A 21,688-nucleotide genomic window follows, 5' to 3' on the forward strand; every position below is an offset into this window, starting at 1 on the left:
ACTGATTAAACCGATAAAACGACATCAGGCGGCATGAGTGAACGGCCCTTGCAATTAATGCTGGTGGATGAAGATCCCACCTTTCGATTGGGGTTACGGGTCTGGTTAGAGCAGTTACCTGGGTTTCAAATTGCAGCTGAGGCGGCTAATGCATCTGAAGCCATGGGGATTATTCGGAAATATGCCCGCACCCAAGCTAATGCATTTACGGACCCCACGCTGCGTGGACAACGACCCATTAATTTAGTCATTGTAGACTTGGGGTTAGGTGCCAGTGATGCCAGCACAGAGCCCGTTAGCAGTTCAGGATTACAGTTATGTAAATCCATTAAAACTGAGTTCTCAAATCTTCCTGTATTAGTGCTGAGCGCTCGCGATGAGCCTGTGTTAGAAGCGGCTGCTCGTCAGGTCGGAGCCGATGGTTATGGTACCCGCAGTATGCCTGTGCGCGAACTCGCCCAGCTGATTCGTACAGTCGGTCGAGGGGCTAGTAAAACCATAGAATCCAGTTCTAAATCATCGCTTCAGATTCCAGGACCGCTGACAGCGATGCGTTTAAGCATGCGGCTGTCGGGTTTAGAACAAATCGATCAACAGTTGGCCAAAACATCAGCTGAACTGCGTCGTCCCCGCCTGTCCTGGTTAGAGCGCCAAGTTTTAACTGGCAAAATGCGTGAGCTCAAAGCAGCTCGTTGGTTGACTAAGCAGCTGTGGGCCACTCACAAATACACCGATGCTGGTTGGGTGAAAAAGAATGTCAGACTGCAGAGACGCACCAGTGCGCCCATGGCATCACGACCACGCCCCAACTCTGTCGGGGCGGCGGCAGCAATTACTGTCCCAGGGCCCAGTTCTTTGAGCCTTCGCAGTGGTGATGTTCAAAATATGGTGTTTGAAGCTGTTTTTGCGAAGCTTCAGACTGGTTTAGAAAATACAACATCGGAGCCGCTGGAAATTGACATCCTCCGCCTCGATAAAAAACGGGAACTGCTGTTTATTGTTCTTCGCCGGTTTGAAGATTTATTGGATGATCTGCGGCAATCGTCCCTACAACCAGGGCAGCTACGTTTTAAATTCCCTCAGCTTTTGCGGGATCTGTGGGTAGCTACCATCGAAGAATTTTTTGGCCGCTATTACATGGTGCCTCTAAACGGTGTTGAACAAGAACTGGTGGCAGTGCTGTATCAAGAAAAAGATAGCGTTGAACAGGAAATCCTCAATCACATTCCATTAGTCCCAGAACTGCTGAGCCATTGGCTATTTCAAGATGCCATGGTGATAGATGGAACGAGTTATATTGCCACCACGCCTGAGGCTTTAGCCCATAGTGAAAAACTTTTAGAAAACCTGCTGATCCAAATCGGTAATGCAGTCATGCAACCCTTGCTTAATCGCTTGGCAGATGTGGAGGCGATCAAAAAGGGATTGTATAGTCGTCGGATTATCTCTACTCGAGATATTGAACGCTTTCGTAATGACCTCTCTTGGCGCTATCGCTGGAATCGTTTAGTCGATGAGCCAACGGCCATCTTTGAGAGCCAGTATCGTTTATATACCTTAGGACCGAGGGGTATCATCAGCTCCTCTATCTATGCCCCCCGTCGCCAGGAGTTAGACCAGCTTTCAGGGTTACCCTGGGCCATGACTTTATTGCTTGAAACCCGTGATGCCCTTAGTCCAAGGGTACGAGCGTTAGTTTCCTTGGTGGGTAGCAGTGTAGTTTATGTACTCACTGAAGTGGTGGGTCGCGGCATTGGTCTCGTGGGTCGCGGTATCTTGCAAGGCATTGGTAGTGCCTGGCAAGATACCCGTCGCACGAGGCAACGGCAGGCTCCACCGACATTTAATGAGTGGGAGTAGAGTTTTAATCTGCTCAGTTTTAGAGAGAATTGACTGCTGGAAGCGATAAGCTTCCAGCAGTCAGGTACTTACTTCTTAGATCTTTAACCAGCCAAACCAGGATAGGATGACGGCCAAGATTCCGCTGCTTAGGACTATAGCGCCTGCGATTGTAATAACCGCACCGACTTTTCGCAGTCCTTCGGGAGGCATACCATCGCCAAAGAGGAAGTCGCTGCCAGTGGCAGAAAAGTCATTACCTAGGGCAGTGAGCTGTTCTAAATGATCGCTACCGTAGCGAGGCATGCGTTCAAAGGGAACTTCACCCATGGCTTGCTGAGGTAGAATGCGTCGCCGCTGATAAGGCACAGTCTCTTCACCAAAGTTATCCAGGTACTCATCGCTGTTTAGCAATGCGTCAACAAATCCTTGGATACCCTCGGTGGCTAGCACAATTGACCAGGCGAGAGTTTCGCGCCGATCGTAAACCTGACGCCCCAGCACCCGCTGAACACACATGTCAACAAAGCGATAATTGTTGCTGCACTCGTAGTTCAGTCGTCTAAAAGATTCAGAAAGTAGCAGGCCACGAATGAATTCTCGTACAGATATTTGGGAGCTACGCAGCTGAGATTCTAAAAAGCGATCGCGATGGCAGGCTAAGAGCTGCTGCTCATTAAAAATGCGGCGGTAGGCCGCAAGAATCAGAATGTCAACTTCCTGGGCATCGGGTAGCAACGCGGTGGAAAAAATACGGGGCTGCTCATCACCGGGGATTTCAAAACCGCTCACACGCTGGTTTTGGCAACTGGTGGGATAGCTTAACAAAGGTAAAGTCATCAGGGTCAAGTCCTTTTGCGTTTCAAATCCTTGTTATGGGCAATGCCAGAAAAAAAACTGCAGGGTAGCCATTGAGACCACCCAAATGCAGTTATATAAGGAGTTCTCGTCCTCCATTCGTTATTTATCCTATGGATATGAAGGGAGTAGTCAGAAAAACACGTACTGAAACGCAATTAAACACAACAAAAGTAAATAATTTACTAATTAACCGTCGAGGCATGCTATGGATAGCGTTTGGTTTTATATATGAACAAAAACGCTGAGTTCGTTAGGCCTAAGTAAAAATACTTATTTAATCTACGGGCAAAATATATTATTTGGTTTCTGAGTGGGAGAGGCTCGTAATATGAAAAGCTGTAATATTCCGTTACCTTTATCGGCGACGCAGCTTGCTCATCATTTTGCGAGACCAGCGCAGCTGTAAGTCTTCTTGGCTGGCCCAGTCTTGGAGGATGCGAAAGAAAATTTGGCGGTCGTTGGTTTGTAACACAGCCGTTTGATCAGCGGTTTCAATGGCGTAGGGGTAGCCGCCACCAACGATAATTTCAGCCCGTACCCAGTTAAGGACGCGGTCGATAATGCCAGCTTTATGGAGCCAGCGGGGCATTTCAAGGCGGGCTGGAGGGCCCTGGTTGGTTTTGAGATAACTGAATATGATGCGGTCAGAGTAGTCTTTATCTCGGGTTTTGTATTCAGCAAGGATGCCGGTGCGATCGCACTGAAAAATCGGCGTACAGTCACCCCATTGCATGTATCGATTCAATAGCTGAGCATCGGTCACCTTCGGAATGGCTGCGACGCTGGCAGAATGATGCTCTAGCAATGTGGTCAAATCGTGGGCAGAGCTAGTGTCTACATAGCCCACCAGCGGCACACGGTATTCTTCGCTAGCCTCCAATAAGCTGATTAAAGCCTCGACATACTCTTTACGATCCTCATCTTCATAGGCATCGGCAAACGTGGCGACCAAAGCCCCATCAAAAAACACCAGACAGTGTTCAGGATCGCTGACCTGTTCGATGTACTCCACCAAACGCCGAATTTCCATCCTAAATCGATGTTTATTGACCAACCGATCTAGAGGTTTTGATGTATCCCCCAGTTCTAAATCCCTGGGAGTCATCACATCGAGCTCAATATCTTTGGTGTAATCTGCTGCTGAGGTATGGGGATTTTCAAACCAGCCAATTTGTACCAGAGCAATGGGAGGGGACAAATCCTTGCTCGGAAAAATCTGAGAACCGTCTACGGCAAATGTGGTGATGCCTTGCAGGTGTTCATTAACCCATTGCAGACTGTGTTCTCGATTTCCCCACTGCAGCCTACTACGATGAATGCCTTGCTCTGTATCACTTAGAGATGCCAAAGGCCTTGCACCAATGGTGCCATTCTGACGTGCTAGCCAGGCGTCTAGCTTTTTTTTAGGTGTCTCGCATAATGCCTGCCAGGCCGTTTGGTAAATATCCAGACTCGATTGTTGCCTCTTTTCAAAGGTTTCAAAATGGGTGCGTTTATTTTGCAGAATTGCCTGGATTTGAGACGGTTTGATGGCCATGGCACCATAGGGCATTTGTACTGCTATTGTGCCATGGGTTGATTATTTAGAGACGTTCCATGGAACGTCTCTAAACATGGCGTTATCGACGTGATTGCAGCTTCCGATAGACGTCCTTGATATCTACGTTGTGATGGGCCAGAGCGACAAGGGTGTGATAGAGCAGGTCGGCAACTTCTCCGGCAATATCATCAGGCTCGTCATCTTTACAGGCCATGACCACTTCGGCAGATTCTTCGCCGATTTTTTTGAGGATTTTATTGTCGCCACCTGCGAAAAGTTTGTTGGTATAAGAGTCAGGTTGAGGGTTGACTTTGCGATCGCAAATCACCCCATACACCTGAGATAGCGTATCCGCTGCCGGTGGTGTAATGCCCCCATCCACCTGGTGGAAACAGCTGCGTTCCCCTGTGTGGCAGGCGATATCGCCGACTTGCTCAATGGTTAGCAACAGGGCATCACTGTCGCAGTCATAGCGAATAGCCTTTAGTTTTTGTAAATGACCGGAGGTGGCTCCCTTATGCCATAGCTCCTGACGGGAGCGGCTCCAGTACCAAACGTCGCCTGTTTCCAAGGTTTTTTGTAGGGATTCTTGGTTCATCCAGGCCATCATGAGCACGGTGCCATCTAAATAGTCTTGTGCGATCGCAGGTACCAGGCCCTGGTCGTTGTAGCGAATTTTTTCAGTGGGGATAGCGCCAACAAAAGAAAGCGGGGTACTCATGATCCGTGTTAGTTCAGTATCAATGCAGCTCAGTGCAGCTCTATTGTCGCAGTTGGCGAGCTTTTACTGTTTTGCTACATTCCTTAACATATTGCAATCGGTGTAATCACAAACGCTACGATTGAGAATACTGCGATCTTCGCCATCCTGATTAATGCCGCTCTGAGAGGCGCAATCAGTTGCCTGACGAGGTATCCATCCAAATTATGGATTCAGGCATTTCACTCGTATCCTTTCACAATGGCAGCCATGTAAGGTTGTCATCCTAACCCTTCGACAAACGACTTTTAACCATAAGGAGAGCCCGTTGGTTACTACCACATCTTTAAAAACGACAAAATCAGATGAGATTTTCGCGGCTGCCCAAAACTTAATGCCTGGGGGCGTTAACTCTCCCGTGCGTGCTTTTAAGTCCGTTGGCGGCCAACCCATTGTATTCGACCACGTTAAGGGCTCTCATATTTGGGACGTTGACGGCAATGAATACATCGACTATGTCGGTACTTGGGGGCCTGCTATTTGCGGTCATGCTAATGACGAAGTGAATGCAGCCCTGATGGAAGCCCTACAAAAGGGAACTAGTTTTGGAGCACCCTGTTACCTGGAAAATGTGCTCGCTGAGAAGGTGATTGCCGCCGTTCCCAGCATCGAGATGGTACGCTTTGTCAACTCTGGTACCGAAGCCTGTATGTCGGTATTGCGAGTGATGCGGGCATTCACCAAGCGTGAAAAAGTGATCAAGTTTGAAGGATGCTATCACGGTCATGCAGGTATGTTCCTGGTTAAGGCAGGGTCTGGTGTAGCCACCCTGGGTCTACCGGACTCTCCTGGTGTACCCAAGAGCACCACAGCAGCTACATTGACTGCGCCTTACAACGATCTTGAGGCTGTCAAAACCCTATTTGAGCAGAATCCCGGTGAAATTGCTGGTGTTATTCTGGAGCCCATCGTTGGTAACTCTGGCTTTGTGACGCCTGATGCTGGGTTCCTTGAGGGGCTGCGTGAAATAACTCAAGACGATGGTGCATTACTCGTATTTGACGAAGTTATGACTGGTTTTCGCATTGCCTATGGTGGTGTGCAAGAGAAGCTTGGCGTCACTCCTGATTTGACCACCTTGGGTAAGATTATTGGCGGTGGTTTGCCCGTGGGTGCCTATGGTGGTCGCCGCGAGATTATGGAAATGATCGCACCTGCGGGTCCTGTGTATCAGGCTGGTACCTTGTCAGGTAATCCTCTGGCCATGACTGCCGGTATCAAGACTCTGGAAATTTTGAGTCGCCCTGGTGCTTACGAGCAGCTTGAAGAGAAAACCAACAAGTTGATCACAGGCTTGCTAGAAATTGCCCGTGAAAATGGCCATGCTGTCTGTGGTGGCAACATCAGCGCTATGTTTGGCCTATTCTTCACTGAAGGACCTGTGCATAACTATGACGATGCTAAACAATCTGACTTAGCTAAGTTCAGCCGTTTCCACCGTGGCATGTTGGAGCAAGGGGTATACCTGGCACCTTCTCAGTTTGAAGCTGGATTCACGTCTCTTGCCCACACCGATGATGACATTGCCAATACGTTAGCTGCAGCACGTACTGTTTTGTCTGCGCTCTAAAAAGTAAGGGTCGCTTTCAATAAGCGGCCCGCTATTAAAGCCGCCCGCTGTCAAGGCGGTTCGAGGTCAATTACTTTTTATAAACGCATGCTGGGTAATGGTTCATGTGGGCCATTACCTAAGTTTTATTCCTTCCTCTTTCAAACATGGACGATATAGATGCTCTCAAAGTTTTAGAAACTGAGGTCGGCTTAGAAACACCTATCGATCCTTTAGATGACATTCCGTTAGAGGACGATAGACCTCGCTATAACCCTGACCAAATGCTGCCACTGCTAGAGTCAGATGACTTGCAGCAGCGGATGTTGGCAGCCCGTGCGTTCTATAAAATTCAAGAGCCCCGTGCCATACCTCGTCTGATTGACCTATTAGGTGACGAAAGCCCTCTGGTACGAGTCAATGCGGCCTATGCCCTGGGTCGAAATCCCAGTGAGACGGCTGTGGATGCTCTGATTGCGCAATTGCAAAATGACTCCCATGGCTATGTGCGTAAAGCTGTGGTTTGGGCCTTAGGTAACTGTCGTAATGAGAAGGCGGTTGTGCCCCTGGTGGAGGCCATTGAGAATGATATGTCTGTGGTCAGGCTCTGGGCGGCCAGTGCCTTAGGCCAAATGGGAAAAATCAGCTTTGAGGCGATTTTGAAAGCTATCCCAGCCTTGGTTAAAACCATGCGCAATGACCCAATTGCCATTGTGCGTAGCAATTGTGCCTGGTCCATTGGTGAACTGTGCAAGGACTTAACCTATAACGTGGTCTATGCAACGGCCATTGATGCACTGATCGAAACCTTTGCCGACGATGAGGATTTAGGTGTGAGGGATGATGCCCGAGCTGCCATACTCAATTTGGGTGATCCGCGTGGTTTACAAGTCGTCGAAGAAATTGAACAAGAACAAGATTTTTAGCCCGATTGTCAGTCGGTACCTAATCGCCTGCAGTCCAGCGAACATAGGGATACTGGCCGACAATTTCCTGATGAGTAATAGTCGCAAAGTACCAGTTTTCATGAGGCTCCGGTGCAATTGGACTGATATCAAAGTGAAAATAAACATGTCCTTCCTCAAACCAAAGGCTGTATAGAGGTCGGTAATGTTCTTCGCTTTCGCCAAGTTTGCCAACGCAATTATAAAATTCCGGCGCAAGGGGTGTTCTGAAGGTAACAGAGTACTCCTGGCTATCGATAAATTCGGTTTTTCCTCGGCTGACGCTGGAGACATCAAGCATAATGCCACTATTCTCACCAGCTTCGAAGTTGCGATGGGTTTCTTTCCAAAAGCGAACTTCTTGGGGACAACTGCCTGATGTGGCCTCGATTGGAATAATCAAATCGTCTAGTCGCTCAAAGTCATCACGGCTGGAGGGTGAAAGGCCTTGTGCGAACTGACCAGTCAGCGCTTGCGCAAGCGCAGCTGGACCCATGAGCAACAGGCTACCCACAAGCAACACAGGGGTACGAAACATAGAGAGAGCTATTAAGGAATTCTGGAAACAACTTCAGTAAGTGATTAGGCATTTTCGTATTGCATGGCTGCGAAGGGCGTAAGCTTCACAAAAATCGTCAACCTATCAAAATTTCCCGGATGAAATCATCAGGTATCCAGGTCGTACATTGCTTAACGCCCTTTTGCGACAGTTGATCACCGTGTGGGATGATTTGGGCTGTCGCTTCAGAATCTCCAATAGTTCACACCCATGCTGCTAATTGATTGGCTGATTGTGTTGGCCTATCTCATTTTTACGATGGTGTTAGGCGTCTACTTATCGCGTAAAGCCTCTGGAAGTTTAGTTGACTTTTTTGTCTCGGGTCGGTCATTGCCATGGTGGTTAGCGGGCACAAGTATGGCTGCTACCACATTCTCCATCGATACTCCGTTATATGTGGCAGGTGTGGTCGGCTCCCGTGGCATTGCTGGTAACTGGGAGTGGTGGAGCTTTGGCATTGCCCACGTCGTGATGATTTATATTTTTGCGCGGCTGTGGCGACGGTCTGAAGTGGTGACCGATGCTGAACTCACAGAAATTCGCTATGGCGGCAAAACGGCTGCCTTATTGCGAGGTGTGAAAGCATTTCTGTTTGCGGTACCCATTAATTGCATTGGTATCGGCTATGCCATGTTAGCCATGGTCAAAGTGGTGGATGCTCTTGAACTTTGGCAAAGTTTGGGCATTGAACCCAATCAGAGCATGAAGCTCTGGAGCGTGATTGTTGTCAGTATTTTGGTGCTGTTTTACGCAGGCTTTTCGGGGCTGTGGGGGGTGGTCGCTACGGATTTTTTCCAATTCTTCCTGGCTCTCTTTGGAGCGATTGTGGTTGCGATCGCATCCGTCATCTCCGTTGGTGGCATGCAAAACCTGATCAATCAGGCCCAAACCAATACTGATTTCGATATTCTTAGCATCTTACCCATCACCTTTAACGGTGGCCTTGGTTGGAGTACGGTCGCCGGTATTCCCGCCAGTGCCTTTACAGCCTATGTCTTTTTACAATGGTGGGCCTTTCGTCGTAGTGATGGGGGTGGAGAATTCATCCAGCGTCTGGTTGCCGCTAAAAACGAGAGTGAGGCTGAGAAAGCGGCCTGGTTTTTCAATATTTTGCACTACGTCATTCGCACCTGGCCCTGGATTATTGTGGCGCTGGCTGCTGTGGCCATTTATCCAGACTTGGCCGATCGCGAATTGGGATATCCCAAGCTCATGCTCGACTTTTTACCTCCTGTACTGCTGGGCTTAGTGGTCGCATCGTTGATTGCCGCTTTTATGAGCACGGTGTCAACGCTCATTAACTGGGGGGCTTCATATTTAACGAATGATCTCTACGGTCGCTTTATCAATCCAGACGCTACCCAGGCTGAATTAGTCAATGTTGGTCGCATGACGTCAGTAATGGTGACGGCCCTGGGAGCCACAGCAGCCTTTTTTGCCTCAGATGTGGCGACTGTTTTCCGCCTGGTGATTGCCATTGGCACCGGTCCTGGATTAGTTCTGATTTTGCGCTGGTTCTGGTGGCGGATTAATGCGGCAGCAGAGCTAAGTTCGATGGTTGCTGGATTCCTGATTGGTTTATTGACTAGCAGTGCACCTTGGTTTCAAATTGATGATTTTGGTTTGCGTCTACTCGTCACGGCTGGTATGACTACTGTGATTTGGGTGATCGCTATGTTTGCTACCCCCCCAGAATCAGACGAAACCTTGGACAACTTTTATCGTCGTGTCCGACCCGGTGGTCCTGGTTGGCAAAAACAGCGACAGCGTACAGGGGTAAGACCGTTGCAAAATCTGGGTTTAGAGTTTAAGCGGGTAATTGCGTCACTACTACTGCTTTTTGGTGCCATGTTTGCCGTGGGCGGTTTCTTATTGCTCAATTCTTTAGGGGGCTGGCTATCGCTAATTGTGGCCGTAGCAGGGTGGTTCTGGTTACGCCACTTAAATCGGCAACCCATCGTACCGGTGCCTCGCCCAGGGTTAGACGACGATGATATTTTGCCGTAGCCAGTCAGGCTTACCCTCAACAAAACGTTACGATACTTAATAGATAACTGTTAACCCACTCTGAGACTCGGATCTAAATCATGTCCATCATTCGCTCCTACGTTATTCCGTTTCTGATTTTGCTCGTCTTTCTAGTGGCGATGGTGGCTGTTAGTGCGCGAATCTGGCTGCCGAGCGACATGCTGGCCCCAGCTCCCATGGATGGTGATGACCTGGCTATGATGGGTAAAGCCCTACTGCTGAATGGATTTGGAGTTTGATTGGCCCCCAGGGTATCGCTTAGTTCAAGGATCTAGTTTGGATCGGGCAAGGTTGCTTGCCACCATGGGTAATGCCTATGCAGAATTAGGTGCTACCCAGCTAGGCCATTTGACGAAAACCGTTGAACTATATCTTGAAGGCCCTTCAGCCCTGTGGTGGTTAGAGAAGTCGGAGAGCGGTGCTCGTGTCGGTTTCACGGCTACTACTACGGGAGAATCCTTGGGCTGTCTATGGTTAGGGCAATCTATGAATCAGTTAACCGGGGCATTGCAGGCCTATATTTATCTGGTCTATGTCTCCCCTGGCTACCGCCGCCAAGGCCTGGGTCGTCAGCTGATGCAATACGCCAAAAACTGGGCCAAGGCTCAAGGCTATGACCAGCTTAGCCTTCAGGTATTTACAGATAATTTAGCTGCCCTCAGCCTTTACAACAGCCTAGGTTATGAGTCTAAGGCGACGCTGTTAACATTAGACCTATAGCGTAAAAGCTGCTCTTTGAGACTCTACTATGCCCGTAGCCTAACGATAATTTTGGAATTGCAAAGCAACGGGCCAATCTTCTTGCTTAATTAGCTGAATTGCATTTTGCAAATCATCCTTGGACTTAGCTGAAATTCGCACTGCATCCCCTTGAATCGATGCTTGAACCTTTTTCAGGTTGTCACGAATCATCTTGGAGATTTTTTTTGCAACCTCCTGGCTTAAGCCCTTTTTCAACTCAATATCCTGGCGCACACGATTGCCACTGGCCGCATCAATATTGCCAAAGTCGAAAATCTTCATAGATAGATTTCGCCGGGCGGCTTTGGTCTGAATCAGCGTATGCACTGCTTCAAGGGTCATTTCACTGGCGGTTTCAATGGCAATATTGGTCTCACCTAAGTCCAGCGTGGTTTTAGTATCTTTGAGGTCGTAGCGGCTTTTTAGTTCACGACGTACCTGATCAAGGGCATTGACTAGTTCTTGACGGTCAAAATCGCTGACCACATCAAATGAATAGGTAGAAGCCATTAGCAAGGTGAATGGAGAGTATTAGGCCGTAGGGTGGGCATTGCCCACCATCTAGAGATGGAAAGCGCGAGGCTAAAAACTATTGTAGCCAGATGGTTTTACAACTCATGAAATAGAGGCTGAAGATGCTGAGACTACCGATGCCAAACATTAGCGATCGCAACGATGCCACATTCAGAATGTAAAATACCGAAAACAGCAGCCGAGCAACTAGATAAGCGACAACAGCTGATAGCGCAGCCGTACTGTCTTGCCCTGTAATGTAGGCCATGACAGCAGCTGGAGAATAGATAATAAATGACTCAAACGAATTTTGATGGGCCCAGTTAGCCCGCATCGCATAGTTCGGTAGCTTATCCGTATAAAAGCGTGGACGAGCCAAAGCCTCTATGGGATCGTCCATAGATTGAGCTAACTTAACTCGCTCTGAAGCCACCACCAGGTAGGGCACATAAATTAGAAAGGCCGCCACTGGCAGACTATACAAAAAAAGATTAGGCAGGGATAGTAAGCTCACAGATCCAGTGTTCTAGCATTAATAAGGAAATGATTCAGGTCATAAAGCTTCAGATTCATGACCAACGACTTACCTAGAGATAGTCATCTATAGACAATTGGATAGGACCTCACCGTCCTAATCAAAATAGAACAGCGTTACAATCTTGCGCTGTTCCTCAGCATCCTTACAGGTTTGCAACAGTGTATTACTGTCATGAAATGCAAAACAGATCAGTTGTTGACAGCGGGAAATAATTTCTTGGTTGCAGAGTGAACTGGCCTCTGCCAGCTCTAGTCGATCATTAGCCGAATTTTCAACCAGGTGAATCACTGAATCCAGCTGTTCACGAGATTCACGCGGTTGACGTTCTAAACTTTGCGGCAGAATAACCGTCAGCAAGTTCGGATCTGCCTTCATTGCCCCACGGATGGCTGCGGCATTAGTCCCAGTCGCCCCAGAGGTCAACAGACGATTGCCGCCAAGTACCAATGCGTAGCTCATGAGCTCAATGAGGCGCAAATGGGTAATAGGTACATGTCTGGAACCCAAGATAGCAATGCGCTTAGAGCCAGACTGCTGAATGGCAGCAAGCTCCTGCAAAAAATCATCTACCTTAAGCGATTCGATGGGAGTATCAAGGGACTGACTCAAGGGTTTATATAGTTTTAATGAAGGGACTGGCCAATTCTACCAAACCCTTGTCCCCAAGCCTTGATATCCATAATTTCTGACTGACTTCTAATGGCTTCCTAGGTCAGCCTTAAGCCGTTACCGCCGGTGATGACAAATTTAACTCAGCCATGAGTCTATCTACATCAAAGTGTTGTTCCATCAGTAATTGAATGCATTGCACCTTAATAGGCTCCTGCAATCGAACTTCCTGAAATGACTTCTCAATGATTTCGACCGTCGTCAGGGTATCTAGGTCAACTGACAAGATGGGGACTTCTAGATCTTGAGCACGGCTAGTGATATCTGGGCGCGGAGCAATATGTCCTGTCAAGATCAGGCACTGGGTCGACGTTTCCAAAGCAGCCAGCTGAATATCAGCCCGGTCACCACCCGTAATAACGGCCATATTGTCAGCTTTGCGGAAATACTTGAGGGCCGAGTTGACGTTCATGGCTCCAATGCTTAAGCTCTGCACCATCAGATCCATACGCTCTTCACAGCAAAGGACCTCAGCTTTGAGTTGATGCACAAGCTCTCCGACACTGACGCTGCGCATTAGCGGAGTGCTGGGTAAAATACCCAAAACTGGTATCCCATGACGTTCGAGACAGGTCTTAACGTTGGTGTTTACATCCTGCAGTTGATCCATGGGGACATCATTAATCAAAACACCCATGAGTCGATCACCGAGCTTTTGCTTAGCAGCCAAAAGACCATCAACAATCAACACAGAATGAAATCTTGCCACCAGCATGACTTGAGCTTCGGTTACCTTCGCTAGCTGAGTGAGCGACAAGCCAAACAACGTCCCTTCCTCGAGGGTGCCTGGTCCTTCAATCAGCAATAGATCTTCCCCTTGACCACCTAGATATGTAGCCATTTGTTGGGGGTCGATCGCAGAGTTTTCTTCCGTCAACTGTTTCTGGATTGTCTGCGCATCCAGAGATAGCAGCGTTGGACGCAGCCGCGATGTCGGTAGCTCTAAAATTTTGGAAATGAATCGAACATCTTCATCGATACCAGCCTCATCGCTAGGACAAGTACCAACGGGTTTGGCATAGGCGATATCAATACCGCGATCCTGAAGCTGCAAGGCCAACCCGGTTATGGTGGCCGACTTGCCGCTGTAGGGCTCTGTTGAGCCAATCAGCAGGTGCTTTGATGGATTGGGCACACTATAACTCCTAACTACCAATAGGGCTACCCCCCATTGTGCCATGGAGAGCTGTTCGCAATTGGACAAAACCTTAACTTTTACCGAAGTGTTTTGATTAGGTGCTTAACATGTTCAGGGCCTAAAAATAAGCGTCGTGCAGTTGACTACAGTACTACACGACGCTTATTGGTATATGACTTAAATCAGGTTGAGGGCTTAGTGAACACCGAACTCATTAGCGGTGCCATAACTTACTCATCCATTCTTAGCAGCCTGCGGTAAAAGGATTTGGAAAAGTCAGGAGACCGCTTTAGACGCATAGCAGTCACTACATCGATTAGAAAATCAACAAATTCAAAGGTGGCCATGGTGATTTCATAGGTTAGTTCGGCATCACCATCAAATTGCATCCGACATTGAGTTAAGTCAGCAGGCAACATTGACACATTCCAGGTTGCTAAAAAGGCAATGCTTTCACCGCCTTCGATCCGGCGCTCCCCTTCAAGGTTTCCACGTTTATAAAGGCCAATGGCATAGGGGAGAGCCTTACGTTTATTGCCCTGGTAATAGGGCATATAAACACCGACATCTTGTTTGGGAGCGGGCTGAATGTCTGCAATAGGCATGGCGTTTAGCAGTGGAATCTGTCTCAAGACATAGTGAACTTAGGCAAATAGAGGCGTCAAGTAAACGCCTCTAGGTCTGGCTAGACCTTGGTTCTTATCTGTTGCAGGGGCGCAGCGCGTCAGTAACCAAGATGTCTGCAACTTAATTCTGCCGAGCACTAGTGTACCCACAGAAACCTTTGCCTCAAGCACCTCAAAATAAGAGGATTTCAGAGAAGGTGTGTCTAAAGAAGATACTGTGTAACAGATTTTAATAAGATATTAATAACCTGTAACCCAACAACCCTATTACACGGAACCTATGGCGATTGAAACGGTATCTGATGTTTTACTGGATGATCTTTCGGAGGGACGTCGCCTGAAAGCTTTGGCTGCTTTAGTGTTTCTGTGGAGTGTAACGGTGATGTTGCACTGGGCAATGTGGGGCGCGCAAGTGGTTTGGGCCGTTACTGGGCTGGTTGCACTTTATATGGTGCGCATTGTGAGTGCTAATGCTACTTATGCCATTAGCCCTAATCGGGCTGCCGTACCGTCTGCATTGGCTGAACCGGACTGTCCGCCTGTTTCCCTGCTAGTGGCCGCTAAAAATGAAGAGGCTGTCATTGCCCATTTAGTGGAGTCTCTCTGTAATTTGGACTACCCCGAAGATCGTTATGAGCTTTGGGTAATTGACGATAACAGTGATGATGATACCGGCAGAATATTGGACGAGTTAACCCATGAGTATCCCAGGTTAAGGGTTCTGCACCGTGGCCCAGAGGCAACTGGAGGCAAGTCTGGTGCGCTTAACTTGGCTTGGCCAAGGGCTACCGGAGAAATTTTGGCTGTATTTGATGCTGATGCTCAGGTCCCTGCTGATTTATTGCGTCGAGTGGTGCCGCTATTTGCCAATGATCGCACTGGGGCAATTCAAGTGCGCAAGTCCATTGTTAACAGTGCCACTAATTTTTGGACCCAGGGGCAAGCTGCTGAAATGGCTTTAGATCGTTACTACCAGGAGCAAAGGTCAGCCCGCTGTGGCATTGGAGAACTGCGGGGCAATGGTCAGTTTGTGCGCCATACGACCATCGCTCAATGTGGTGGATGGAATGAAATGACCATTACCGATGATTTAGATCTGACCGTTCAGTTGCATCTACATCAGTGGAATATTGGTTTTTTGGATATGCCAACTGTGGGTGAAGAAGGGGTGACTAGCGGTGTCGCTCTCTGGCATCAGCGTAATCGCTGGGCTGAGGGGGGCTATCAGCGTTATTTAGATTACTGGCGGTTACTTGTCCGCAATCGGCTGGGCTGGAATAAGTCCGTTGATATGCTGATGTATTGGATATTGCAATATATGTTGCCGATTGTGGCACTGCCAGACTTTATTGTTGCGATCGCACTGCGCCAGCCACCTGTGTTTGCTCCCCTAACGACTTTGGCGGTTGGTGTATCGTATTGGGGAATGACCATGGGCATATACCGCACTCAAAACGTATCATTACCCATGGCAATGGTGCGGGCAATTAAAGGCACCTTATATATGACCCATTGGGTTGTGGTTATGGCTTTTGCAACGACCCGTATGGCTGTACGACCAAAGCGGCTGAAGTGGGTCAAGACTATCCACGCTGGTGAAACGGCCAGTGCCTAATGGGTGAAGCCGACTTTATAAAATAAAGACTGGCGTAAAGACTGGCGTTATGAGTCTAAAGAAAACGTTGCAATGCTTATATCGCAACGTTTTTTCACGTTTTTTACTGACTAAATCGGTTAGCGTTGGGACATACCCATCTATTATCTGGTTTAATCCATGACACATTTCACGTTGTCGCTACCCAAGCTGTCTCCACGACAGTTTGCTTGGGATAGTGCTGTTCTCTTTCTTGCAGTTTTTTGGATTGGTGGTAGCCTGATTCTCGATTTTGTGGTCATGCCGATGCTTTATATGAATGGCATGATGACTGCTCCGGGGTTTGCCAGTGCTGGCTACAGTTTATTTGAGCTCTTCAACCATGTGGAAATGCTTTTATCAGGGTTGATCTTAACTGGGGTGTTGGCCATGCGCCAGGCCCATGCTGAATACTCCGTTGAGGTTAGCGGCAGCCGTAGCCGATGGGCGTTGCTGTTGGCGATTAGTTTGGTCGCGATCGCTCTGACCTATACCTATGTATTGACTCCCTACATAGGCTCTATTGGCATTGTTTTGGATATGCCAGGGACCATTCACATCATTCCCCATGCCATGGTCTGGATCCATGGAATTTACTGGGGTTTGGAAGCTATCAAAGTATTGATTCTTGGATTTCTATTGCGTCTGTGCTATGTCGATATTGCTGCTCAGTTTAGTGAGTAACGTGAGTCAGCCTATCCGTCGGTTTCCCCATCAGGCCACAGTAAGCGGATTGCTAGTAGTGCAAACCCAATAGCTGCAGCGCCTTTAACAATTTGCGTTGGTAATATTTGTGCTGTGCCTTCTCCCAATAAAACCCCTAGAAAGCTAGCGAACACCAGGGCACTGGCAGTCCCCAAAAATACGGCCTTAGGTGATGACGAGCTACCCCCTAAGGCAATGGCTGCCAGCTGACTCTTATCACCTAATTCTGATAGGAAGACGGTGATAAAGCTAACGCTGAGTAAGTTCCAATCAAATGACATGATGGCAATAATTCTCTAAAGACCAATAACTTCAGCCGTTAAGCCGACGGAAATAATTAGGAGTAAAATCCCAGCTAAGGTGTCCAAGGTTTCAGGGGAAATCCGACGCGCTAACCATTGGCCCACTATTACTCCCACGAGGCTCGTTGAAATCAAAGCTAACGCTGCTCCTACAAATACCGTAAGTGGCTTGTGGGATTCAGCGCTAATTAACAAGGTTGCAACCTGTGTTTTGTCTCCCAATTCCGCCAGAAAAATTGTGACGAATGTTGAAAGAAAGACGCCCCAAAAGCTTGCTTTGGCTTGGGGCGTCTTTTTTGTGGGCTGCTCAGTGCCCGTAGGCTGTATGGAGGTGGAGGATGTCACAGAGAAGTCTTTCATATTTGCTTCATTATCTGTCAGGAAGATTGCAAGAGCAAGGGTTAGGAGAACTATGAGCTATGTTTTTTAGCTGTCTAAAGTGGCATGCATGCTCACATGCCCCCCTTAAACAGCAACTGAACGCTCAAAATAAAACCATTACTTTTTTCAGTCTTCTATGCCGACAGCAGCTACAAACCTATCCAGTTCTTCACTTTTGTTGCCATAGACGCCACTAATTTGTTCTTGACAGCAGTCGATGGCAAAGTCATTGAGTGCATCCTCAGTGACCCCAAACATTTGCTCAAACGTGTCCGCCTGTACACGGCAAAAGCTGGGACGCTGGTCGTAAATCTTACATACACGCTGTTCTGTGTCGTAATTGATGCACCAACCGTCTGGACCCACCAGGCCCATATAAACTTTTAGCTGTTCTGGCGTGAGATAGTCGGCTAAATTCGGTCGATCGGCTGGGGTGAGATTGCAGCAAGCACCACAGGTTTTTACACATTGCCACGTGGCCATATTGTCTTTGTCCTTAGCGGGATGAGGCTTATACAAGAATAAAGGGCCAGGGGATTAGACGTCTGACCAGGTTTGTTATCAAAGTTTTTGGAATTTTGTAAACTTTCTTAAAAGCGGTGGGATCGAACCAGGTAAAATGACGGTGCGCTTGTGTGCGCAGAGGTCACGGTTAGTTGATTATCGGAGGTTCAATGGGTCTTCTGGGTATCTTGGGTCTGGGTTTTCTCAGCAATATTGATTTTCTGGTAGTGGCTCAGCTCACTGTCTTGGCAATGGTAGTTATTTCTGGTCCAGCAATCATCTTTTTGTTGGTTGCACGAAGCGGCGATCTTTAGTCATCATCAAGAACCCGGTTTATGTAGCAGATAAAATGCTCATGATTTCAAATTTGCTAGAAACCGGGTTCTTGATGGTTAAAGGCGCTGAAGTAGAATAAATTCTGCGATCGCAAGATCCATAGGTGTAGTCACCTTCAAATTAGTTTCTTCTCCTTCCACAATGTGGACATTGAAGCCACATTTTTCAAATAAAGCAGCATCGTCAGTGACAGACCAACCCTGGGTTTGACCTTTTTGGTGAGCTTCCTTCAGTAGTGCAACATCAAATCCCTGGGGAGTCTGAGCCGCCCACAGATGAGAACGATTGGGGGTGGCTTCGATGATGCCAAAAGTATTGACTTGTTTGATGGTGTCCTTGACGGGCACCGCTGCAATAAATCCCTTGCAAGTTGCAAACGCTGCGGTACAGCGATCAAAAAGCGCTGGAGTAGCGAGGCAGCGAGCTCCATCATGAATTAGCACCTGTTTTGCGTCCTCAGGTAAGGCCTGTAAACCATGGCTGACCGATGCCTGGCGAGTATCTCCACCACGGATGAATGATACTGGCTTATCTATTTTCAGTTGAGTAACAGTCTCTTGAAACACCGGCTCATCCATGGCTTGGCAAATAATGCCGATCCATTCAATACTGTTGGCAGCGACCGCAGCCTTTAGGGTCCACCCCATAATTGAATGATCGAGCAGGGGTAAAAGCAGTTTGTTGCCGTCAGCACCCATGCGTTTGCCACTGCCTGCTGCCGGTATAAGTAGGTGCATTACTGTCTCCAAAAAATATTTTAAGGACGCATGTGAACGTTGCCTGTTGAGGTGAGAGATGCAAATTTTTGTCACCCCATCGGTGTTTGTCACCCCCGGTGTTTGTCACCCCATCGGCACCCTACATCCTCTCAAAAATCTTAACCAAGGAATAATTTTTACAATTTCGCGGTTTAGTGACCTTTCTTCAGCATTAGCGCTGCCAGCTTAATCTAGAATGAGTAGCGAAGTATTCTCCAAAGTCCATGCACGTCCTGGCTTTAGTTCCTGGTGGAATTAGCGATCAGCTTCAGTTTTTTCCAACGTTAGCAACTATTCAAGAAATTTATCCCAGCGCTGAAATATCAGTGGTCGTGGAGCCCACGTCTAAATCAGCTTACCGGGTGTCTAAGGCTGTTAGTGAAGTCATTCCGTTTAACTATCGAGGGCAAAATAGTCCGGCTGATTGGGCTAATTTGTTGGGTATTATTCGCGATCGCGAATTTGAATTGGTTCTCTCAGCTAGTGATCGTTGGGAGGAAGGTGTGTTGCTTTGGCTGAGTGGTATTCCCACTCGAGTTGGCTATAGCAACGCCCAAGCTCCATGGCTTTACACCAATACCGTGACCGCTGACAAAGAGCCGTATCAAGCCAGTCAGTACCAGGCGCTTTTAGAAGGCCTGGCAGAACCCTCTAAATCTGCGCCCATTGCCCTCAATGTGCCAGCAGGGGATATTGCCTGGGCTGATGAACAACGTCAAGGCTTGAATTTGTCGGGTAGCGGCGGCTACGTGGTTGTGTATCCTGGCCTGAACGTGCAGGCAGATGCCTATCCTTTAAGTAGCTGGCTTAGCATTGTGGATGATTTTCAGTCTAAACAGCCACAGATGCCGATTGTGCTGTTGGAAACTCTCGATAGCGAAGAGTTAGTTGCCACGCTGAGTCGTCAGCGTACGCTTAAGGCCGTTAAGGTGGAAAATCTTGGGCAGGTTGCCGCTATCCTAGCTGGCGCTGATTTAGTGATTACTCCTGATAGCTATATCAGCCAAGTATCTATGGCTCTTCAGGTATTTACCCTCGTACTGCAGACAAAACTGAGCCAGGCCTTACCAGTTGTTGAGGGCGAAACACGGATCCTAGGTGTGCAATCGGCGACAGAGCGGCTAGCTGATCTAAAGCCAGGGGATGTTTTACAAAAAGTTTGGGGTGGTTAACCTTGGGTATACTCAAGAACGTTTGATAAAGCATTGCATCCTATAGCAACGATGACTCGTCTTTCGAGGAGAAAGCTTAAGACTATCCACCATGTCTAACGGCACGTTAGATATCTTTCGATAGGATGACCCTACTGAGTGGTAGTCAAAGAATAGTTTCATCAAGTTTTTTATAAATCATTTAGATGAGGTAAAACCATGGATCGCGTTAAGTCTCAAGCTGCTGTGGTGTCTCAACTACTTTTTGATCCCAAGACGGCAGACACGTATAAGAGTGTTTTTGTATTGACGGGGACCATCATTAAGGAGTTAGCTCTTTTAGTTTGGTTAATTATATGTTCTGTATTTGTATTTTTTGCTTGGTTTGGCGATATAGCTCTTAACTCCGGACAGAAAATGCGAGCATGGTGGGACACTCAACAGGCAGAACCAGTGGATGGTAACCAGGCTGCTGCGGCTACTGGTCAAGCATTTTTGGAAGTTAGCCAAAATGGAGCTAATTTTCTATTAGATAAAGCGCGTGAGCAGCTTGGTCTAGAAAAAATTGAACGTCCTGCTAAAGCCGATGTAACTGTTAAGTCTCCAGCGAAAGCGGTTGCTAAGAATGTCTCAACTACGACTAATGCTGTTGCAGGCGGGGGGGCTGCTGTTGCCAAAGATGCTCAAGCGGTCGTTGAAAAAGAAGCACCGCAGTCAAAAGCAGCCTCGGATACCTCTGTGGTTGAGAAGCATTAGATGCCAATAGCTGACTATTAACAGTGATGGATAAAGGTTGAAGTTACTGTTGTTTATGTATAAAAAAGGCTCGCTTCAAAAGCGAGTCTTTTTTATGGGGTGACATTGTTCTCCAAACCAGATGGCTTTGCAGGGATGGCTTCCAAGGTTCTAATATCAGTCGCTAAATAATTTAATGACTCGGCGACAGTCATAGCTTCTTTGACCGTAAGGTTACTGCAATCGCCCTGGCCATAGTCTTGGGCGTTTATTAAACCGGCTCCTATTAAGCGGTAGAAGCCGTCCTCACCCGTTAGCCAATCGGTAAATAAATCGGGCTCTGGTAATTCTCCACTTTCACCATTAGGAAATTTACCGTGGTAAAGACGATAGCCTTCTCCAAATAGCATACTGTCCAAGGGCTCTTGATTTTCTAGAGAAATATCATTGGTTCCACTGGCCGCATATTCGATGGCAAAACAACGCTGTTGGTCGTCTCGATATACCAACCAATAGTAGGGTGTGCTAGTTTCTGATGTTTCACCGACTCCATAGCTGGCCAAGGTCATATTGGGTGTTAGATATGTAGGGATCACGATATTTACACCGAGATTGACCAGCTGATTAGTCACGTCAGGCGGTATCTGTGCCAAATAGGAGTTAGACGGTGGCGGTGGCGGTGCCTGGGTCTCTGGTGGCGGTGGGGCAGATGGATTTTGTACGTTGGGAATGTCCGTAGCTGGTGGTGTGCGTTGGCAACTGGCTAGCAGAACGCAGAACGGCAAAATTTTTCTGACTATCCAGCTAGGGTAATCCCTATGGGCAGATTGTCTCAAACCAGCCTTCGCCAGTCCCTTCGTTAATTGCATTGGTTATCT

26 protein-coding genes are annotated in these 21,688 nt (G+C 47.9%); 12 read left to right on the top strand and 14 right to left on the bottom strand.

Annotated features, from left to right (window positions below):
• Positions 1–33: 33 nt before the first annotated feature.
• On the top strand, positions 34–1,860 hold the full coding sequence (locus DXZ20_RS29345; protein ID WP_163702572.1) for a DUF3685 domain-containing protein: 1,827 nt from the start codon (positions 34–36) through the stop codon (positions 1,858–1,860).
• Positions 1,861–1,935: 75 nt separating this feature from the next.
• Here DXZ20_RS29345 and DXZ20_RS29350 read toward each other — a convergent pair whose 3' ends face one another.
• The 3 genes from DXZ20_RS29350 to hisIE form a co-directional block, all read right to left on the bottom strand.
• Positions 1,936–2,679 (bottom strand): phycobilisome rod-core linker polypeptide, encoded by a 744-nt coding sequence (locus DXZ20_RS29350; protein ID WP_163702573.1) that lies wholly within the window; start codon positions 2,677–2,679, stop codon positions 1,936–1,938.
• A gap of 376 nt (positions 2,680–3,055) precedes the next feature.
• Complete coding sequence (locus DXZ20_RS29355) at positions 3,056–4,237, bottom strand: DNA double-strand break repair nuclease NurA (protein WP_163703655.1); 1,182 nt, start codon at positions 4,235–4,237, stop codon at positions 3,056–3,058.
• 82 nt (positions 4,238–4,319) lie between these two features.
• Positions 4,320–4,961: a bifunctional phosphoribosyl-AMP cyclohydrolase/phosphoribosyl-ATP diphosphatase HisIE gene (gene hisIE, locus DXZ20_RS29360; RefSeq protein WP_163702574.1), complete on the bottom strand. Its 642-nt coding sequence runs from the start codon at positions 4,959–4,961 to the stop codon at positions 4,320–4,322.
• A 307-nt stretch (positions 4,962–5,268) separates the two neighbouring features.
• Between hisIE and hemL the strand changes: the two genes are divergently transcribed.
• On the top strand, positions 5,269–6,570 hold the full coding sequence (hemL, locus tag DXZ20_RS29365; RefSeq protein ID WP_163662511.1) for a glutamate-1-semialdehyde 2,1-aminomutase: 1,302 nt from the start codon (positions 5,269–5,271) through the stop codon (positions 6,568–6,570).
• 146 nt (positions 6,571–6,716) lie between these two features.
• Entirely contained in the window at positions 6,717–7,475 is a 759-nt protein-coding gene (locus DXZ20_RS29370; RefSeq protein WP_163702575.1) for a HEAT repeat domain-containing protein, read from the top strand.
• A gap of 19 nt (positions 7,476–7,494) precedes the next feature.
• On the opposite strand, the gene DXZ20_RS29375 is transcribed toward DXZ20_RS29370, so the two are convergent.
• Positions 7,495–8,031 (bottom strand): hypothetical protein, encoded by a 537-nt coding sequence (locus tag DXZ20_RS29375; RefSeq protein WP_163702576.1) that lies wholly within the window; start codon positions 8,029–8,031, stop codon positions 7,495–7,497.
• A gap of 231 nt (positions 8,032–8,262) precedes the next feature.
• On the opposite strand from DXZ20_RS29375, the gene DXZ20_RS29380 reads away from it, so the two are divergent.
• The 3 genes from DXZ20_RS29380 (at position 8,263) to DXZ20_RS29390 (ending at position 10,800) form a co-directional block, all read left to right on the top strand.
• Positions 8,263–10,059, top strand: a complete 1,797-nt coding sequence (locus DXZ20_RS29380; protein WP_163702577.1) for a sodium:solute symporter family protein — start codon at positions 8,263–8,265, stop codon at positions 10,057–10,059.
• A gap of 80 nt (positions 10,060–10,139) precedes the next feature.
• The gene (locus DXZ20_RS29385; RefSeq protein ID WP_163662503.1) at positions 10,140–10,319 is read left to right on the top strand and encodes a DUF8624 family small hydrophobic protein; all 180 of its coding nucleotides are present in this window, start codon (positions 10,140–10,142) and stop codon (positions 10,317–10,319) included.
• The gene (locus DXZ20_RS29390) at positions 10,303–10,800 is read left to right on the top strand and encodes a GNAT family N-acetyltransferase (RefSeq protein WP_163662501.1); all 498 of its coding nucleotides are present in this window, start codon (positions 10,303–10,305) and stop codon (positions 10,798–10,800) included. The genes DXZ20_RS29385 and DXZ20_RS29390 overlap by 17 nt, the downstream gene beginning before the upstream one ends.
• A 39-nt stretch (positions 10,801–10,839) precedes the next feature.
• Here the strand turns inward: DXZ20_RS29390 and DXZ20_RS29395 are convergent, their stop codons facing one another.
• The 5 genes from DXZ20_RS29395 to ebsA all read right to left on the bottom strand — a co-directional run bounded on the left by DXZ20_RS29395 (position 10,840) and on the right by ebsA (position 14,284).
• Entirely contained in the window at positions 10,840–11,331 is a 492-nt protein-coding gene (locus DXZ20_RS29395; protein WP_163702578.1) for a YajQ family cyclic di-GMP-binding protein, read from the bottom strand.
• A gap of 79 nt (positions 11,332–11,410) precedes the next feature.
• A complete protein-coding gene (locus tag DXZ20_RS29400) occupies positions 11,411–11,848 on the bottom strand; it encodes an MAPEG family protein (RefSeq protein ID WP_006516258.1) in 438 nt (145 codons plus the stop codon).
• Positions 11,849–11,965: 117 nt separating this feature from the next.
• Entirely contained in the window at positions 11,966–12,481 is a 516-nt protein-coding gene (locus DXZ20_RS29405) for a DNA recombination-mediator protein A (RefSeq protein ID WP_163662497.1), read from the bottom strand.
• A 109-nt stretch (positions 12,482–12,590) separates the two neighbouring features.
• The gene (locus DXZ20_RS29410; RefSeq protein WP_163662495.1) at positions 12,591–13,676 is read right to left on the bottom strand and encodes a DRTGG domain-containing protein; all 1,086 of its coding nucleotides are present in this window, start codon (positions 13,674–13,676) and stop codon (positions 12,591–12,593) included.
• Positions 13,677–13,909: 233 nt separating this feature from the next.
• Positions 13,910–14,284, bottom strand: a complete 375-nt coding sequence (ebsA, locus tag DXZ20_RS29415; RefSeq protein ID WP_006516254.1) for a type IV pilus biogenesis protein EbsA — start codon at positions 14,282–14,284, stop codon at positions 13,910–13,912.
• Positions 14,285–14,585: 301 nt separating this feature from the next.
• Here ebsA and DXZ20_RS29420 point away from each other — a divergent pair, with 301 nt between their 5' ends.
• Positions 14,586–15,920 carry a glycosyltransferase family 2 protein gene (locus DXZ20_RS29420; RefSeq protein ID WP_163662494.1) on the top strand — a complete coding sequence of 445 codons (1,335 nt, stop codon included), beginning with the start codon at positions 14,586–14,588 and terminating at the stop codon, positions 15,918–15,920.
• A gap of 159 nt (positions 15,921–16,079) precedes the next feature.
• Positions 16,080–16,622 (top strand): DUF4149 domain-containing protein, encoded by a 543-nt coding sequence (locus DXZ20_RS29425; protein WP_163702579.1) that lies wholly within the window; start codon positions 16,080–16,082, stop codon positions 16,620–16,622.
• Between the two features lie 11 nt (positions 16,623–16,633).
• On the opposite strand, the gene DXZ20_RS29430 is transcribed toward DXZ20_RS29425, so the two are convergent.
• The 3 genes from DXZ20_RS29430 to DXZ20_RS29440 all read right to left on the bottom strand — a co-directional run bounded on the left by DXZ20_RS29430 (position 16,634) and on the right by DXZ20_RS29440 (position 17,809).
• Positions 16,634–16,924, bottom strand: coding sequence for a TMEM165/GDT1 family protein (locus DXZ20_RS29430; protein WP_163702580.1), 291 nt, complete (start codon positions 16,922–16,924; stop codon positions 16,634–16,636).
• A gap of 15 nt (positions 16,925–16,939) precedes the next feature.
• Positions 16,940–17,305: a TMEM165/GDT1 family protein gene (locus tag DXZ20_RS29435; protein WP_163662488.1), complete on the bottom strand. Its 366-nt coding sequence runs from the start codon at positions 17,303–17,305 to the stop codon at positions 16,940–16,942.
• 147 nt (positions 17,306–17,452) lie between these two features.
• Entirely contained in the window at positions 17,453–17,809 is a 357-nt protein-coding gene (locus DXZ20_RS29440; RefSeq protein WP_163662486.1) for a YkgJ family cysteine cluster protein, read from the bottom strand.
• Between the two features lie 191 nt (positions 17,810–18,000).
• Here DXZ20_RS29440 and psb30 point away from each other — a divergent pair, with 191 nt between their 5' ends.
• On the top strand, positions 18,001–18,144 hold the full coding sequence (gene psb30, locus DXZ20_RS29445; RefSeq protein ID WP_006516248.1) for a photosystem II reaction center protein Ycf12/Psb30: 144 nt from the start codon (positions 18,001–18,003) through the stop codon (positions 18,142–18,144).
• Positions 18,145–18,222: 78 nt separating this feature from the next.
• Here psb30 and ispD read toward each other — a convergent pair whose 3' ends face one another.
• Positions 18,223–18,903: a 2-C-methyl-D-erythritol 4-phosphate cytidylyltransferase gene (gene ispD, locus DXZ20_RS29450; protein WP_163702581.1), complete on the bottom strand. Its 681-nt coding sequence runs from the start codon at positions 18,901–18,903 to the stop codon at positions 18,223–18,225.
• Positions 18,904–18,961: 58 nt separating this feature from the next.
• Here ispD and DXZ20_RS29455 point away from each other — a divergent pair, with 58 nt between their 5' ends.
• The 3 genes from DXZ20_RS29455 to DXZ20_RS29465 all read left to right on the top strand — a co-directional run bounded on the left by DXZ20_RS29455 (position 18,962) and on the right by DXZ20_RS29465 (position 20,831).
• Positions 18,962–19,114: a hypothetical protein gene (locus DXZ20_RS29455; protein WP_163662482.1), complete on the top strand. Its 153-nt coding sequence runs from the start codon at positions 18,962–18,964 to the stop codon at positions 19,112–19,114.
• 34 nt (positions 19,115–19,148) lie between these two features.
• The gene (locus DXZ20_RS29460; RefSeq protein WP_163702582.1) at positions 19,149–20,096 is read left to right on the top strand and encodes a glycosyltransferase family 9 protein; all 948 of its coding nucleotides are present in this window, start codon (positions 19,149–19,151) and stop codon (positions 20,094–20,096) included.
• A gap of 198 nt (positions 20,097–20,294) precedes the next feature.
• A complete protein-coding gene (locus tag DXZ20_RS29465; RefSeq protein ID WP_163702583.1) occupies positions 20,295–20,831 on the top strand; it encodes a hypothetical protein in 537 nt (178 codons plus the stop codon).
• 92 nt (positions 20,832–20,923) lie between these two features.
• Here DXZ20_RS29465 and DXZ20_RS29470 read toward each other — a convergent pair whose 3' ends face one another.
• Complete coding sequence (locus DXZ20_RS29470) at positions 20,924–21,679, bottom strand: hypothetical protein (RefSeq protein WP_163662476.1); 756 nt, start codon at positions 21,677–21,679, stop codon at positions 20,924–20,926.
• Positions 21,680–21,688: the final 9 nt, after the last annotated feature.

Source organism: Adonisia turfae CCMR0081, assembly GCF_011009555.1.
GTDB classification, from domain to species: domain Bacteria; phylum Cyanobacteriota; class Cyanobacteriia; order Phormidesmidales; family Phormidesmidaceae; genus Leptothoe; species Leptothoe turfae.

Bases quoted from the DNA above. Each gene is read 5' to 3' on its own strand.
- DXZ20_RS29345 (WP_163702572.1), top strand. From the start codon at position 34: ATGAGTGAACGGCCCTTGCAATTAATGCTGGTGGATGAAGATCCCACC.
- DXZ20_RS29350 (WP_163702573.1), bottom strand. From the start codon at position 2,679: ATGACTTTACCTTTGTTAAGCTATCCCACCAGTTGCCAAAACCAGCGT.
- DXZ20_RS29355 (WP_163703655.1), bottom strand. From the start codon at position 4,237: ATGGCCATCAAACCGTCTCAAATCCAGGCAATTCTGCAAAATAAACGC.
- hisIE (WP_163702574.1), bottom strand. From the start codon at position 4,961: ATGAGTACCCCGCTTTCTTTTGTTGGCGCTATCCCCACTGAAAAAATT.
- DXZ20_RS29370 (WP_163702575.1), top strand. From the start codon at position 6,717: ATGGACGATATAGATGCTCTCAAAGTTTTAGAAACTGAGGTCGGCTTA.
- DXZ20_RS29375 (WP_163702576.1), bottom strand. From the start codon at position 8,031: ATGTTTCGTACCCCTGTGTTGCTTGTGGGTAGCCTGTTGCTCATGGGT.
- DXZ20_RS29380 (WP_163702577.1), top strand. From the start codon at position 8,263: ATGCTGCTAATTGATTGGCTGATTGTGTTGGCCTATCTCATTTTTACG.
- DXZ20_RS29385 (WP_163662503.1), top strand. From the start codon at position 10,140: ATGTCCATCATTCGCTCCTACGTTATTCCGTTTCTGATTTTGCTCGTC.
- DXZ20_RS29390 (WP_163662501.1), top strand. From the start codon at position 10,303: ATGGATTTGGAGTTTGATTGGCCCCCAGGGTATCGCTTAGTTCAAGGA.
- DXZ20_RS29395 (WP_163702578.1), bottom strand. From the start codon at position 11,331: ATGGCTTCTACCTATTCATTTGATGTGGTCAGCGATTTTGACCGTCAA.
- ebsA (WP_006516254.1), bottom strand. From the start codon at position 14,284: ATGCCTATTGCAGACATTCAGCCCGCTCCCAAACAAGATGTCGGTGTT.
- DXZ20_RS29420 (WP_163662494.1), top strand. From the start codon at position 14,586: ATGGCGATTGAAACGGTATCTGATGTTTTACTGGATGATCTTTCGGAG.
- DXZ20_RS29425 (WP_163702579.1), top strand. From the start codon at position 16,080: ATGACACATTTCACGTTGTCGCTACCCAAGCTGTCTCCACGACAGTTT.
- DXZ20_RS29430 (WP_163702580.1), bottom strand. From the start codon at position 16,924: ATGTCATTTGATTGGAACTTACTCAGCGTTAGCTTTATCACCGTCTTC.
- DXZ20_RS29435 (WP_163662488.1), bottom strand. From the start codon at position 17,305: ATGAAAGACTTCTCTGTGACATCCTCCACCTCCATACAGCCTACGGGC.
- DXZ20_RS29440 (WP_163662486.1), bottom strand. From the start codon at position 17,809: ATGGCCACGTGGCAATGTGTAAAAACCTGTGGTGCTTGCTGCAATCTC.
- psb30 (WP_006516248.1), top strand. From the start codon at position 18,001: ATGGGTCTTCTGGGTATCTTGGGTCTGGGTTTTCTCAGCAATATTGAT.
- ispD (WP_163702581.1), bottom strand. From the start codon at position 18,903: ATGCACCTACTTATACCGGCAGCAGGCAGTGGCAAACGCATGGGTGCT.
- DXZ20_RS29455 (WP_163662482.1), top strand. From the start codon at position 18,962: ATGCAAATTTTTGTCACCCCATCGGTGTTTGTCACCCCCGGTGTTTGT.
- DXZ20_RS29460 (WP_163702582.1), top strand. From the start codon at position 19,149: ATGCACGTCCTGGCTTTAGTTCCTGGTGGAATTAGCGATCAGCTTCAG.
- DXZ20_RS29465 (WP_163702583.1), top strand. From the start codon at position 20,295: ATGGATCGCGTTAAGTCTCAAGCTGCTGTGGTGTCTCAACTACTTTTT.
- DXZ20_RS29470 (WP_163662476.1), bottom strand. From the start codon at position 21,679: ATGCAATTAACGAAGGGACTGGCGAAGGCTGGTTTGAGACAATCTGCC.